Origin of the sequence: Sorangium sp. So ce375 (genome assembly GCF_051473855.1) — a bacterium.
Classification (GTDB): Bacteria; Myxococcota_A; Polyangia; order Polyangiales; family Polyangiaceae; genus Sorangium.
In genome coordinates this window covers 9638825-9652517 of record NZ_CP150335.1, presented here as the reverse complement: position 1 = coordinate 9652517, position 13693 = coordinate 9638825, and the positions used below count along the sequence as shown (strand labels likewise).

Below are 13693 nucleotides of genomic sequence, written 5' to 3'. Positions count from 1 at the left end.
TGCCCCAGCGTGACCGATGCGCGCGGCCGATTCCCGGCCGGAAAGGGCGATTCGTCCTCGTCTTGTCGTGAGCGTGCGCGGGCGAGCGACGAGCTCGCCGTGGACCGCGCGCGCGACAGGGCATCGGCGAGGGGTTTCGCCGCATGGGCGCCCGCGGAGGCGAGGGGGTGGCCCCTGGTTCGCCGCTTGCTTTCCAGGAGGGCGACCCATGATGGACGAGCACCATGTCCCCGGCCAGAGCGGATGGCTCGCGCTCCCCGGGAGAGGCGATGAGAGCACGGGCGGCGTTTCGTCGAGCGTCCGTGGATCGCCGCACAGGGAGCGCGCCGTCGGCGAGGTCCTCGCGGGCAAGTACCAGATCGTGGGGCGGCTGGGCGCCGGGGGCATGGGCACGGTGTGGCGGGCGCGCAGCCTGTGGCTCGACGTCGACGTGGCGATCAAGGTGCTCCACGAGGATCAGCTCGACGCGCACGCCGCCGAGCGGCTGCTGCGGGAAGCGCGCGCGACGGCGAGGCTCGGCCATCCGGCGATCGTGCGCGTGTTCGATTTCGGTGAGACCGACTCGGGCGAGCCGTTCCTGGTGATGGAGCTGCTCGAGGGCGCGTCGCTCTCGAGCTGGCTGGAGGCGAGGGGCCGGATGCCGGTGGAGCAGGCGGTCCAGATGCTCTTGCCGGTCGCGTGCGCCCTCGCGACCGCCCACGCGCAGCGCATCGTCCATCGCGACATCAAGCCTGCCAACATCCTCATCGTGCCCGACGGCGCGGGCGGCCACGTCCCGAAGGTGGTCGACTTCGGCATCGCGAAGGTCGCCAACGTGGCGAGCCCCGCGATCACGCAGCGAGGGATGATCGTCGGCAGCCCCGAGTACATGTCGCCCGAGCAGGCCGACGGCCAGCTGGACGTCGGGGAGCAGACCGACGTTTGGGCGTTCAGCGTGGTGATGTACGAGCTCATCACCGGACAGCGGCCGTTCAGCGGGGAGACGCTGGGCGCGGTGATCACGGCGATCTTCAGCAAGGAGCCGGTGCCGACGACCGAGCTCGGCGCCGGCGACGAGGCGCTCTGGGCGATCCTCCGGCGCGGGCTGGCCAAGTCGCCGGCCGATCGATGGCCCAGCATGCGCGCGCTCGGCCGCGCCCTGGCCGCCTGGGCGCTCGAGCGCGGGGTCACCGCGGACGTGGCGGGCACGTCGCTCGCTCACCAGTGGCTCGCGCGAGGCGTCGAGCCGGCGCCCACGGTGGAGAGGACCGCCCCGAGGGTCGCGCCTGCGGGCGCGTCCTCCGGGGCGGCGGTGGCGGTGCGGCGCCCGGACGGCGCGCGGGGGAGGCCGGTCGCGCTGCCGGCGCCGGCGGCCACGCCCGTCGCGCGCCGGGGCGGCACCATCAAGATGCCCGATGCCTGGCGCGGATCCGCGCTTGGGCTCACGCCCCCGGCGTGGCTCAAGAAGGCGCTCGTGGTCGGGGCCCTCGCCCTCGCCGCTCCCCTGATGGTCCTCCTGGGGCGGGACGCGCGAGGGGGAAGCGCGAGCGCGGGCGCCGTTCGGCCGGCGGTCGCGGCCGCTGCTCCTGTCGTCGTTCCGGGCGCGCCAGTGGTGCTGCGGGCGACGACGACGCCGGCGGCGTCTTCCAGCGACGTCGCACCCGCGGAGGCCGGCGCGCCGCGCGCGGCCGCTTCCGAGACGGCCTTGCGGGGCGCGCCGGGCGACAAGGCGTCCGTTCCGCGAGGCGAGCCGAGCGATCCGCGGGGTGAGCCGAGCGATCCGTGGGATGAGCTGGTCCCGGAACCGGAGCCGGCCGAGCCCCGTGCTCAGCTGGCCGAGCCGCCTGCCAAGCGGGCCGAGCCGCCCGCTCAGCGGGTCGAGCCGCCTGCCAAGCGGATCGAGCCGCGCGCCCAGCGAACTGCATCGCCGCGTCCGCGGCCTGTCTCCACGACCATGCCGCTGCCGGCGGCGCCCGACTTCTGAGGTGGTCATGCGCATTCCGGGGGTGAAGCTCCGCTCCATTCGTGATTCTGGCGATCGACTGCTCCTCTTGGTCACGCTCGCTGCGGCGGTGCTCGGGCCGGGAGGTTGCTCCGCCCTGATCGACGCGGAGCTGTCCGATAAGGCCGATGCAACAGAGGGCGCTGGCGGGGCCGAGGAGCAGGCCGGCGGCGGGCGTGGTGGTGGCGATCACAACGGGAGCAGCGGCGCGAGCGCGAGCAGCACCACCGTGAGCGGCGGTGGCGACGAGGGCGCGAGCAGCGCGAGCGGCGAGGGCGCGGACAGCGGAAGCGGCGTCGGAACGAGCAGCGGCAGCGGCGAGGGCGCGGGCAGCGGAAGCGGCGCCGGAACGAGCAGCGGCGAGGGCGCGGGCAGCGGAAGCGGCGCCGGAACGAGCAGCGGCAGCGGTGCGGGACCGAGCAGCGGCAGCGGCGCTGGACCGAGCAGCGGCGGCGGTGCGGGACCGAGCAGCGGCAGCGGCGCTGGACCGAGCAGCGGCAGCGGTGCTGGACTGAGCAGCGGCAGCGGCGCTGGACCGAGCAGCGGAAGCGGCGCTGGACCGAGCAGCAGCAGCGGTGCTGGACCGAGCAGCGGCAGCGGCGCTGGACCGAGCGGCGGTGGCGGCGAGGGCGGGAGCGCCGGAAGCGACGATGAGGGCGCGAGCAGCGGGAGCGGCGAGGGAGGCGCTGACGCGAGCAGCGGGAGCGGCGAGGGAGGCGCTGGCGCGAGCAGCGGGAGCGGCGAAGGAGGCGCTGGCGCGAGCAGCACAATCAGCGACGCGAGCTGCAAAGACCATCTCGCCGATTGCGACGGAGACCCGGCGCACCATTGCGAGACCAACCTGTGGAACAACGACCATCATTGCGGCGCCTGTGGCAACCGGTGCCCCGAACGCACGCGGTGCCGGCGTGGAGTCTGCTCATGAGCGCACGTTCTGCAGCTCGCTCCGCACGGATCGGCGTCACCCTCGCCGCGGCTTTGCTCATGGCCGCGGTCCCGCGCTCCGCGTCGGCGCAGGGCGCGGGCGATGTGGAGTCCGCGCGCGTGCTGTTCGTCCAGGGGGCCAAGCTGGCCAAGCAGGGGCGCTGGGAGGAGGCGCGCGCGCTGTACTCCCGATCGCTCCAGATCAAGGCGGCTCCCCTCACGCGATATAGCCTCGGCGTCGCGCAGAAGGAGACCGGGCACCTCGCCGAGGCGCTCGCCAGCTTTCGCGCATTCCTGGCCGAGCCGCCGACGCCGACGACCACACCCTATGTCGGGCCGGCGCGGGAGGCGATCGCAGCGCTCGAAGGGCGCATCGGCCGAGCGACGATCGCCGTCAAGCCTGCCGCGATCGACGGGCTGACGCTGGCGCTGGATGGAAGGCCGCTGCGCGCGGCGCCTGATCAGCCCATCGAGCTGGACCCCGGCGCTCACGAGATCGTGGCGAGCGCTCCGGGGTTCCGCGCTGCCGCTGCCCGGTTCAGCGTCGGCGCGGGCGGCTCTGTCGAGGTCCCCATCGCCCTGGCGCGAGCCACGACCGGAACGGAGCGAGCCTCGGTTGCCAGCGGCGGTCTGCCCCCCGTGGTCGACGCTGCCGATGCGTCGTCGAGCCGGGCGCTCCCGGTCGTCGTCCTCGGCGTGGGCGGCGCGCTCTTCGCCGGCGGAGCCGTGCTCGGGCTCTCCGGCGTGAAGCAGGCAGGCGACGCGCGATCGAGCACGGGGGCGGACGCAGGCGCCGCGCGGGCCAAGGGGATCGTCGGCGACGTCCTCGGTGGCGTCGGCCTCGCGACCCTCGGCGTCGGGCTCTACCTTCTGCTGAACGAGCCTGCGCCGAGCACGACCAAGGCGGGCGCTGTGACACCGTGGCTGAGCGCGTCCGGCGCGGGCCTCGAGCTGCGGCTCTGATCCCGCGCGGCCCGCGCCGAACCGGCGCCCGTCAGCGGCGAGCGCTCGACGAAAGGACGCGAGGACCAGAGGCGCAGAGAGAGAAGGCGAGGCGGGTATTCCCGGCGGAAGCGCGGACATGGTACTGCGCGCCCATGCGCTCGCTCGTGACGGTGCTGTCCCTGACCGCGCTCCTGGTCGCGGGCGCACCCGGCTCGGCCAACGGCGACAGCCTGCCCCTTGCGGCCGCGCCCGCGTCGAGCCCGTCCGCTGCGGCCGCGACCCCTGCGGCCGCGCCCGCGTCGAGCGCGTCCCCGGCGGCCGCGCCCCCGGAGGCCGCGGCGGCGGCCCGCTGGTGTGCGCCGGAGCTCGCGTCGCTGCCCGGTGAGGTGTGCGCCTTCCTGCCGGCCAAGGAGGCGCCTGGCCCGCGGGTGCTCATGATCTTCCTGCACGGCGTCGTTCAGCCCGATTCGGGTTGGCAGTGGGCGCAGCAGCGGGGCGCGGCGCGGGCCGGCGCTCGGCACGGGGTCGCCGTGATGATGCCGCGCGGCCGGCGCGGGATCGGTCCGAAGACGATGTCGAACACGATGGAAGACTGGTGGTGCTGGCCCACCGCCTCCGCCGCGCAGGCGGCCCACGAGGACGCCCTGATCGCCGAGTGGGACGCGGCCCGCGCCGAGCTCGAGCGGCGCGCGGGCGGGCGCTTCGAGCGGGTGCTCGTGTTCGGCTTCTCGAACGGGGCCTACTACGCGACGTCGCTGGCGATGCGCGGGCGGCTGCCGGTGGACGGCTACGCGGCGTTCGCGGGCGGATCGGGCGCGCGCTACCTCCAGCGCGCGGGCGCGCAGACCAAGCTGCGCGCGCCCATCTTCGTCGGCTGGGGCGGGAAGGACCCGGCGCACAAGGACCAGGTGGCGCTCGCGAAGATGCTCCGCAAGCTGAAATGGCCTTCGAGGTCGCTCGGCAAGCCGCGCGCGGGACACGCGATGACCGACGACCAGGTCGACAAGGCGTTCGCGTTCCTGAGCGGCAGGCGAGGCGGCGACAAGGCGCCCGGCCAAGGGCACGGAGCGCGAGCGCGATGAAGGACGCGCTCGCGACCGCGCTCTCCCCCGAGTTCCTCGAGCGCGAGGCGGCCCGCCTGGGCGCGCTGCTCGCGGACCACGTGCGCAGGGCGCAGCGCCGGGAAGGGCCGGTGCTCGTGCAGCGCTCGATCGAGGAGATCCTCGCCGCGCTCGACTTCGACCGCACGGTGGCGCACGGGGGCGCGGATCTCGCCGCCCTGGTCGCCACCGTCCTCGACAACAGCAACCGGCTGCACCACCCCCGCTACTTCGGCCACCAGGTGGCCGTGCCGATGCTGTCGTCGTCGCTCGCCGACCTCGTGCACGGCGTCCTGAACAACGGCATGGCCGTCTACGAGATGGGGCCGGCCGGGACGGCGATCGAGCGTGGGCTCCTCCGCTGGATTCGCGGCAAGGTGGGCTGGGGCGCCGAGGGCGATGGCGTCATCACCCACGGCGGGAGCCTGGGCAACCTGAGCGCCCTGCTCGCGTGCAGGGAGCGCGTCGCGCCGGGCAGCTTCAAGGCGGGCGTCCCGCCCGACCTCGTCCTGCTCGCCTCGGAGGCGGCGCATTATTCGGTCGCGCGCGCCGCCGCCATCATGGGCCTCGGCGGCGACGCCGTCGTGAAGATCGCCGTGGACGACGCGCTGCGGATCGTCCCGGCGGCGCTCTCGCGCGCGCACGACGACGCGAGGCGGGCGGGCAAGCGGGTGCTCGCCGTGGTGGCCAACGCGGGCGCGACGCCGAACGGGGCCTTCGATCCGCTGCGGGAGATCGGCGCGTTCTGCCGGCGGGAGGGGCTCTGGCTCCACGTCGACGGCGCCCACGGCGCGGCGGCGCGCTTCACGAGCCGCTACCGGGACCTCCTCGACGGTGTCGAGCTCGCCGACTCGCTGGTCTGCGACATGCACAAGATGCTCGGCACATCGACGCTTGCCTGCGCGGTCCTCGTCAAGGATCCGGCCGCGCTCGCTGGCACGTACGAGCAGTACGCGCCGTACCTGCACGGCGACGACGAGCGGCAGGGCGTCGATCTCTCCAAGCTCACGTTCGAGTGCACGAAAGCGCAGCTGTCGCTCAAGCTGTTCTTCAACCTCGCCCTCGTCGGCGAGGCGGGCCTGTCCGCGCACGTCGAGCGCCTCTTCGACGCCGCCCGGCGCTTTCACCACATCCTCGCGCGGCGGCCGGCGTTCGAGTGCTTCGGCGCCCCTCAAGCCAACATCCTCTGCTTCCGGATCGGCCGCGACTCGGCGACGCAGGATCACATCCGGGCGCAGATCGTGGAGGAGGGGAGCTTCTACATCACGCGAACCACCCTGCGCGGCGAGTCCTGGCTGCGCCTCGTCGTCATGAACCCGCAGACGACGGACGGGGACATCGAGGCGCTCGCGGCGCGCATCGAGGCGCTCGTCGTCGAGCGCGCGCTGCCGCGCTGACGATCCCGCACGGGGCCGCGCCCGCGGGCGGACGCGAGGTGGTCAGCCGCCGCCTTCGGACCTCACCGCCGCGGCCTCTGGGGACGCTGGAGCCTCTCCGGATGGCACCTGGAGCATCGCATAGTTGATCGTGGTCTCGTTGCGGAGCACGGTGAGCACCACCATGTCGCCGGGCACGCTGGCGCGCAGGTAGTCCTGAAGGCCTGCCAGCGAGTGGACCGGCCGCCCATCGACCGCGAGGATGACGTCGCCTGGCTCCAGCAGCGGGGACGTGAAGCTGCGGATATCCATGCTCGCGATCCTCACGCCCTCTCCGGAGGTCGGCTGGATGGTGAGCATCCACGGCGCCGGGACGGAGGTGGCCATCGGCGCGTGGTTCGACCGCTTTTCGCGCTTCTCCGGCTTTGCTGCCGCCCCCGGGCTCGCCGGCGCGACGGCGCGCCGCTGCGTGTCCTCGGCGCGCTGCTGCGTGTCCTCGACGCGCTGCTGCGTGCCCTCTTCGGCGCGCTGCTGCGTTGCCTCGACGCGCGGGCAGTCGCCGCGGCACGCGCCGACCGCCAGCGGGACGAGCGGCGTGAGCACGCCTGAGAGGCGTCGAGCCCACCCGCACGCGCCGCGCGTACGGAGGGGCTGATCCTGCCGTTGACTGCCTTGCATGGCCACTGCGTCCTCCGCGTGTCCTCTGCGCGTTCGCCACGCGTCCTCACGCGTGCTCACGTTGCTCTCCTCTGGAGGTGCAAGATCCCAACCATCGATTCACCACCGCTGTCCGGGCTGTCGTTCGGCGAGCAGCGAAGGCCGAGCCGGGGTGGGCGCGGAAAGGATTCTTCTCTCTATCTCGCCGCGCCGCCCGCTTCCGTCTCTCGCGCGTCCGCGCGCCGTCCTCGCGCCCTGAACTCAGCGGAAAGCGGGGAGGGTGTCCGTCCCCCAGCGCGCCGCGCTCACGGGCGGGCGAGCCGTGGCGTCGCGCCGAAGTGCGCGGGGAACACCCGCTCGAGGAACTCGTTGCGCAGGAGCCCGTCGGGATCGACGAGCTGCTTCAGGCGGACGAACTCCGGGAGCGCGTGGGCGTACATCTCCTGGAGTTGCTCCGCTGTCGCGTGGACGTTCTTCACCAGGTAGACGCGGCCGCCGAGCTCGAGCGCGCGCGCGCTCAGCTCGCAGAGGCGGAGGCGGATCCGGTGGACGCTCTCTTCCTCCGAGGCCTCGAACGCGAGCGTCACCGCGAACCCGTCGATCCCGTGGTTGGCCGAGAGGAGGAACCGGTCGCCCTGGATGTGGAGCACGTCGAGCAGGAGCGGCGGGATTCCGTCTCGGGTCGCGATCTCGTCCACTTTGCCCAGGAAGTCGATGAGCCGGCCCAGGCTGTCCTCCGGGGCGGCCGGGTCGTAGGGGATCATGAACGCCTGCTGCACCGTGACCATCGCCATCCCGAGGGCCTGCGCGATGCGCTTCGCGCGGACGTTGCCGTCCATGAAGAACAGGTAGCCCATGAGCTCATCGACGTACGGGCGTGAGACATCGAAGAGGAAGCGGTCGATGAGCGTCCAGATGCCCCGGCTCACCACGGACGCGCGCATCAGCCACTCGATCGGCACGCGGAGCACGTGCCGGGGGCGATGGGTCAGCAGCGGGCGGAGCTCGTGCGACGTCCCCGAGACGTACCGCGACCGCAGGACGATGCTCCTGCTCCCCTCGAGGGTGTGGAAGGCGATGGAGAAGAGCGCCTCGGGGATCCACCCGTCCTCGTCCGCGGTGCCTCCCTCGGAGCGCAGGAGCAGCTCCGCGCGCGGAAGCAGCGCTCTGGCGAGCTCCTCGAGCGAGGTGCAGCGCGTCGCCTGGGTGACGACCCGGATCGGCGTCCCTGCCGGGGCGATGCGCGCGATGCGGTACGTGACGTCGATCACCGCGCCGAGGTAGCCGAGCCCCCCGATCACCGCGTGGAACAGGGCGCTCGTGGCCTCGTCGCGGCTGAGGGAGAGCAGCTGTCCGTCGAGGGAGAGGAGGGAGAGCCGCTCGACGTAGTAGCCCTCTTTGCCGGCGATGCCCGAGAAGCGGGAGAGGCAGTCCCCCGAGACCGTGCCTCCTGCGGTGGCGTGGCTCGTCGAGACGACGGTGTACGGCACGAAGCCCTGGGCGGCGAGCTCGCGGGCGATGGCTCCCCAGGTGGCGCCGGCGCCCACGGTCATCCGCGCTCCTTCCGTGTCGATCTCGATCGACCTGAAGCGTTCCATCGAGATCACGATGTCGTCGTTCAGCGCCTGCCCATCGAACGACTGGCCTCCAGCGCGGAACGTGATCCTGCGCCCTGTCCGCTTCGCCATGCGGAACAGCACCCTGAGCTCCTCGACCGACGCCGGGCTGTACAGGTCTCCGCACGACCAGTTCAGCCCGCCATAACCCTGGAGCCAGCAGAGCGGCCTCCATGGGATCTCGTCGAGCCGCGGCGGCGGCGGTGCCCCCCCGACGTACGCGAGCCCGGCGCCGCCGCCTTCCTTTTCGCGGGGTGAGCGCGAAGGCGGTTCACCTACGAATCGAGCGACCACGTTCAACCCGACGAGGGGTGGCGGTGCCCCTCGTCCCTCGTACCGGCCCAATCGAGAGCAGCGCGCATCCGGTCAGCTTCGCTCGAACCGCCCCGCCCGGCCAAATAAGCCCTCTCTTTTGCGCTCCACCGGATGCGCTACCCGTCGCCGAGCGACCTTCCCCCCCCAAAACCCGTTGCCGAGCGACGCTCCCCCCAAACCCGTTGCCGAGCGACGCTCACCCGCACAGGAGACGGGCCCAGATCGGCGTTTTCGGCGCGCAGGCGTACTCCAGTACGCCGAGCACCGAAAGCGCCGAGGTGGGCCCGTATCCGCAGCGGGTGAGTGTCGCTCTAGAAGCCGCGAAGCTCGACGTGGATATTTCGCCGGCGCGCCGACTGCTGGAAGCGCCGTACGAGCTCCGCCACATCATGGTCGACGTAGGACACGCCCTGGGCGTCCACGACCACGTGGGTGTCGCTCGGCAGCCGCTCGAGCAGCGTGACGAGCTTGCCCTGGGTGAAGAAGTAGGCCGCCTTGTTGAACCGGATGGTCACGCGAGCTCCCTCGTGGATCACGTCGAAGACGCGCGACATCTGGGCCCGCAGCACGAAGAGGACGCCGACCGCGAGGCCGATGGCGATGCCCTTCAGCAGATCGGTCAGCACGATGGCCGCGATCGTCACCACGAACGGGATGAAGTGGTTCCAGCCGAGCTGGTGCATCTCGGCGAAGATCTTGGGCTTGGCCAGCTTGTAGCCGGTCACGAGCAGGATCGTCGCGAGGCACGCCAGCGGGATGCGCGAGAGCAGCCCCGCGGCGAAGACCACCGCGAGCAGCAGGAGCGCGCCGTGCATAAAGGCGGAGACCCGCGTCCGCGCGCCGGCGTTCGTGTTCGCGCTGCTGCGGACGATGACCGACGTGACCGGGAGACCGCCGGCGAACCCGGAGAGCATGTTGGCGAGCCCCTGCGCGACGAGCTCCCGGTTCGGCGGCGACTTGCGGTGCCACGGATCGATCCGATCCACCGCCTCCAGGTTGAGCAGCGTCTCGAGGCTGGCCACGATCGCGAGCGTCACGCCGAGCACCCACACATCGGCCCGCAGGATCGCGGACCAGTCCGGGAGCTGGAGCGCGCTGACAAGGTCGCCCGTGGGCAGCGTCACGAGGTGCTTCTGCTCCAGGGCGAGCGACGGGATCGCCGCCTTGAACAGCTCGTTGCCGAGCGTCGCGACGAGCACGGCGGCGAGGGGCGCGGGAAGCCAGGAGATCTTCGCGAGGCGCGACTTCTCCCACCCGACCAGGATGGCGAGGCAGATCGCGCTGAGGAGGAACGCGCCCCACTCGATCGCCTGCGCCGCCTGGCCGAGCATCGTGAAGGTGTTGCCGCCGTCGGCCTTGAACGACTCGGAGGCGAAATTGTCCTTGTCGAAGCCGACGGCGTGCGGGAGCTGCTTCAGGATGAGCAGGACGCCGATGGCCGCGAGCATCCCCTTGATGACCGAGGAGGGGAAGAAGTGGCTGATCGCGCCGGCCTTCAGCACGCCGAGCGCGAGCTGCAGGACGCCGCCGATGACCACGGCCATCGCGAAGGCCTGGAAGCTCTGCAGGTTGGTGATGCCCGCGAGCACGATGGCCGCGAGCCCCGCCGCCGGGCCGCTCACGCTGAGCTGAGCGCGGCTGACGAGCGGGATGACGAGCCCGCCCACGATGCCGGCCACGATGCCGGAGAGGAGCGGGGCCCCCGACGCGAGCGCGATGCCCAGGCAGAGCGGCAGGGCGACGAGGAAGACGACGAGACCGGCGGGGATATCGTACTTGAGGTTCGCGGTGAGGCGCGGGTCGAGCGGCGGCGCGCTCTCCGCGGGCGGTGACTCCCGGCTCGCACCCGGGCTCTCGGAACTAAGCTCTACGGTGCCGGCGTGATTCACCCCGGCGCCTGCATGGACGGTATTCGGAAGCTGCATCGAACGGGCCCTCTCGATTCGAGTTAAGACGTGGATCGGCGACGAACAGGCGCTCAGACGGCCCGCCGGTAGACGGTTGTCTCCGGCAGCGCCGACGGGGGCGCCGCCTCGCAGATCGGCCCGAACTGGCCGGTCGAAGCCTCGAATTGAAAGACCTGTCCGGTCTCGATCTTGAAGACCCAGGCGTAGAGAGAGAGCTCGCCGCGCGCGAGCCGCGCGCGGATCGTCGGGTGCGTCCGGAGGTTCTCGATCTGGGCGAGCACGTTCTCCTCGACCGTGATCGTCAGCCGATCCTCCCCCTCGATGTGCGGGTAGTTCTCCTGCACCAGGCGGCGCGTCAGCTCCGCGTGCTGGAGCCACGATTTGACCGCCGGCAGCTCGTCGAGGCCCCCGGGATCGAGCAGCCCGCGCATCGCGCCGCAGTGCGTGTGGCCGCAGACGATGATGTGCTTGATCCCGAGGTGCGCGACCGCGAACTCGATCGCGGCGGACTCGCTGCCGTTGCTGGCACCGTACGGCGGCACGATGTTGCCGACGTTGCGCACGATGAAGATGTCGCCCGGCTGGGTCTGCGTGATGAGGTTCGGGTTGATCCGGCTGTCCGAGCACGTGATGAACAGCGCCTCGGGCCGCTGACCCCTCGCCAGATGGCGGAAGAGGTCTTGATGTGTGGCGCACACCTCGGCATGGAACTTGTGCAACCCGTCAGCGAGCTTCTGCATGGAATAAACCCTCTCGTTGACCGCGCCTCTCCGGCGCGGCGATCGTCGTGAACACCTCCGATTCCAGCGACTCCGAGCCGGACCGCGAGCGGACTCAGCTGCGGAGCTAGCCTGTCAGTTCAGGAAGCGTGGTGGAGGACGACGCAGGGGAGGGTGGGGGACGGGGGACGGGATGCGGACAGGCCGCAGATCGGCGACGAGAACGGCGCGCGGCCGCGCCACGCCGGCGCGCGGCGCCGCGCGCGAGGCGACCGAACGATGGGACGCGTCGCGGAGCGGCGGCTGCAAGGCCTCGAAGACACCCGCGTCGTTCTCGCTGGCTCCGGTACGAAACGATCCCGAAACATCGGAGTTGCTGGCTTCGGTGATGCTGATATTCGCCCGTCCCAGCGTAAGGGGGGCGAGGATCAGCACGAAGAGCAGCGCGATCCGAGGGAAAAATGACCGGAGACCCAGCATCGTTCGAGGGGTGAGAGGCCGTCGGCCGCGGGAACCAGAGAAGCGCCCTGTCTATTCCCTAACCTGGCAGCGGTCTCGGCTTATCGCAAGATGCAACGAGGTGCAGACCCTGTGGGGCAGAATGTCCCGATCAGGGACGGACGTCTCGCGGCCGAGCCAGCACGGCGCCACGTCCAGATACCGGTACCTGCGACAGAATTCAACCCGCTGCCAATGCCGTCACGATGGCGTCGCGGAAGCCGCACATCTCGTGCTCACCCGTATATTTATAACGAGGCCAGAAGAAGCCCTTGAGACCGTCCCTCTGACGGCGCGGGACCACGTGGATGTGCACGTGGGGGACGCTCTGACTGATGCGGTTGTTGATGGCGACGAAGGAGCCCTCCGCCGAGCACGCAGACTCGACGGCGCGCGCGAGGCGCTGCGCGGTCGTGAACAGCGGACCGACGAGCGACGCCGGAATGTCGGTGAGCACCTCGTGGTGCGCGCGCGGGATGAGCAGGCAGTGGCCGGGAAAGAGCGGGTGGTGATCGAGGAACGCCGTCACCTCCGGCTCGTCGAGGACGATGTAGGCCGGCGTTTCGCCCCGGGCGATGCTGCAGAACACGCAAGGGCGGGCGGGCATGGCGGGCCTCGCATCGGATGGCGCTCCGCCTGCCCCGTGTCAATGCCGGCGGCTCGGGCAGCGGCGCGCGGCCGCGCGATCCTCAGTGGCTCGCGAGGATGCTGTCGATCGAGCTGTAGGCGGCAGGCTCGCGCGTCCAGTAGTCGAGGAGCCGGCCGCCGGCCGTCATCCAGGCCCGGTCGAAGCTGCCGTCCTGCGACGTGACGCGCACGATGTGGTCGCCGCCGTGGAAGGCCCAGTGGCGGCCCGTGTGGTCGAAGTGGTCGATGAGCGCGCCCTGCCGCGTCTTGATGTGGAGCGCGTCGGAGGGATCGTCCCACGAGGTGTCGATGATGAGCTCGTAGACAAGCCAGATGTTGCCCGACGGGAGCACACCCCAGTCCACCTGGATCCCGGAGTCGTTCGGGAGCCCGAAGACGAAGCAGCGGGGCATGCGCCGCGCGGCGTGCCAGAGGTCGCCGTTGCGGCTCGGCTCGTGATGGAGCGTGACGAGCGTGTCTCGCGCGAGGCCGAACGCGTCGTTGTCGCCGGGGCTGTCCCACACGCGGCGGAAGAGGTGCTGGCAGAGCTGGTCGGCCCCGGCGGAGAACCCGACGGTGAGCAGGCCGCGCTGCCGGCGCTCGTGCAGGATGCGCCCGAACTTGCCGGGCTCTCCGTCGAACATCGCGCCGAGCTGCTTGTAGCGCCAGAGCCCCGTCGTGCTGTAGCCGCCGCCGAGGATCACCACCTCGGACGTCGCGAGGTAGTGCCAGAGGACGTCGACGTCCTCCTTGCGCAGGTCGCTGGTCCAGTAGAACGGCACGTGCTCGAGGCCGAAGCGCTCGTAGAACCGGAAGAACCAGCTGAAGTTGCCGTACGCGAACTCTTGCCGGTCGCGCTCGTTGCCGTCGCGCGGCGCCTCCGACATCGGCAGGAACAGGATGCGCTTGTTGTCGCGACCCGAGAGGGCCCGCTGCGCGATGTAGTGGTCGTGGATGAAGTTGCAGCGGCTATGGGAGCTGTAGAGCAGCGCGGTCCCTCTCATGAGGGCGCGCATCTGAGCCGCTCG

Annotated in this window: 12 protein-coding genes; 4 read left to right on the top strand and 8 right to left on the bottom strand. The window is 71.5% G+C overall.

Translation table 11 applies throughout. The features are described from left to right. Positions 1–208 precede the first annotated feature (208 nt). Positions 209–1963, top strand: coding sequence for a protein kinase domain-containing protein (locus WME90_RS36055; RefSeq protein ID WP_437276598.1), 1755 nt, complete (start codon positions 209–211; stop codon positions 1961–1963). Between the two features lie 207 nt (positions 1964–2170). Here WME90_RS36055 and WME90_RS36050 read toward each other — a convergent pair whose 3' ends face one another. Then, positions 2171–2770 carry a hypothetical protein gene (locus tag WME90_RS36050; RefSeq protein WP_437276597.1) on the bottom strand — a complete coding sequence of 200 codons (600 nt, stop codon included), beginning with the start codon at positions 2768–2770 and terminating at the stop codon, positions 2171–2173. 132 nt (positions 2771–2902) lie between these two features. Here WME90_RS36050 and WME90_RS36045 point away from each other — a divergent pair, with 132 nt between their 5' ends. The 3 genes from WME90_RS36045 (at position 2903) to WME90_RS36035 (ending at position 6347) form a co-directional block, all read left to right on the top strand. Beyond that, positions 2903–3868: a hypothetical protein gene (locus WME90_RS36045; protein ID WP_437276596.1), complete on the top strand. Its 966-nt coding sequence runs from the start codon at positions 2903–2905 to the stop codon at positions 3866–3868. Positions 3869–4002: 134 nt separating this feature from the next. Then, a complete protein-coding gene (locus WME90_RS36040; RefSeq protein ID WP_437276595.1) occupies positions 4003–4932 on the top strand; it encodes an alpha/beta hydrolase in 930 nt (309 codons plus the stop codon). Further along, positions 4929–6347, top strand: a complete 1419-nt coding sequence (locus WME90_RS36035; RefSeq protein ID WP_437276594.1) for a pyridoxal phosphate-dependent decarboxylase family protein — start codon at positions 4929–4931, stop codon at positions 6345–6347. The genes WME90_RS36040 and WME90_RS36035 overlap by 4 nt, the downstream gene beginning before the upstream one ends. 42 nt (positions 6348–6389) lie before the next feature. Here WME90_RS36035 and WME90_RS36030 read toward each other — a convergent pair whose 3' ends face one another. From WME90_RS36030 to WME90_RS36000, 7 genes are all read right to left on the bottom strand, one after another. Beyond that, positions 6390–7004: a PDZ domain-containing protein gene (locus WME90_RS36030; protein ID WP_437276593.1), complete on the bottom strand. Its 615-nt coding sequence runs from the start codon at positions 7002–7004 to the stop codon at positions 6390–6392. Between the two features lie 284 nt (positions 7005–7288). Further along, positions 7289–8893 (bottom strand): FAD-binding oxidoreductase, encoded by a 1605-nt coding sequence (locus WME90_RS36025; RefSeq protein ID WP_437276592.1) that lies wholly within the window; start codon positions 8891–8893, stop codon positions 7289–7291. A gap of 332 nt (positions 8894–9225) precedes the next feature. Continuing rightward, positions 9226–10839, bottom strand: a complete 1614-nt coding sequence (locus WME90_RS36020; protein WP_437276591.1) for a SulP family inorganic anion transporter — start codon at positions 10837–10839, stop codon at positions 9226–9228. Between the two features lie 53 nt (positions 10840–10892). Then, positions 10893–11561, bottom strand: a complete 669-nt coding sequence (locus WME90_RS36015; RefSeq protein ID WP_437276590.1) for a carbonic anhydrase — start codon at positions 11559–11561, stop codon at positions 10893–10895. 114 nt (positions 11562–11675) lie between these two features. Then, positions 11676–11975, bottom strand: coding sequence for a hypothetical protein (locus WME90_RS36010; protein WP_437276589.1), 300 nt, complete (start codon positions 11973–11975; stop codon positions 11676–11678). A 244-nt stretch (positions 11976–12219) separates the two neighbouring features. After that, a complete protein-coding gene (locus tag WME90_RS36005) occupies positions 12220–12645 on the bottom strand; it encodes an HIT family protein (protein ID WP_437276588.1) in 426 nt (141 codons plus the stop codon). An 82-nt stretch (positions 12646–12727) separates the two neighbouring features. Then, a complete protein-coding gene (locus WME90_RS36000; RefSeq protein WP_437276587.1) occupies positions 12728–13669 on the bottom strand; it encodes a hypothetical protein in 942 nt (313 codons plus the stop codon). Between the last annotated feature and the right edge of the window lie 24 nt (positions 13670–13693).

Bases quoted from the DNA above. Each gene is read 5' to 3' on its own strand.
- WME90_RS36045 (WP_437276596.1), top strand. From the start codon at position 2,903: ATGAGCGCACGTTCTGCAGCTCGCTCCGCACGGATCGGCGTCACCCTC.
- WME90_RS36020 (WP_437276591.1), bottom strand. From the start codon at position 10,839: ATGCAGCTTCCGAATACCGTCCATGCAGGCGCCGGGGTGAATCACGCC.
- WME90_RS36055 (WP_437276598.1), top strand. From the start codon at position 209: ATGATGGACGAGCACCATGTCCCCGGCCAGAGCGGATGGCTCGCGCTC.
- WME90_RS36035 (WP_437276594.1), top strand. From the start codon at position 4,929: ATGAAGGACGCGCTCGCGACCGCGCTCTCCCCCGAGTTCCTCGAGCGC.
- WME90_RS36030 (WP_437276593.1), bottom strand. From the start codon at position 7,004: ATGCAAGGCAGTCAACGGCAGGATCAGCCCCTCCGTACGCGCGGCGCG.
- WME90_RS36040 (WP_437276595.1), top strand. From the start codon at position 4,003: ATGCGCTCGCTCGTGACGGTGCTGTCCCTGACCGCGCTCCTGGTCGCG.
- WME90_RS36000 (WP_437276587.1), bottom strand. From the start codon at position 13,669: ATGAGAGGGACCGCGCTGCTCTACAGCTCCCATAGCCGCTGCAACTTC.
- WME90_RS36015 (WP_437276590.1), bottom strand. From the start codon at position 11,561: ATGCAGAAGCTCGCTGACGGGTTGCACAAGTTCCATGCCGAGGTGTGC.
- WME90_RS36005 (WP_437276588.1), bottom strand. From the start codon at position 12,645: ATGCCCGCCCGCCCTTGCGTGTTCTGCAGCATCGCCCGGGGCGAAACG.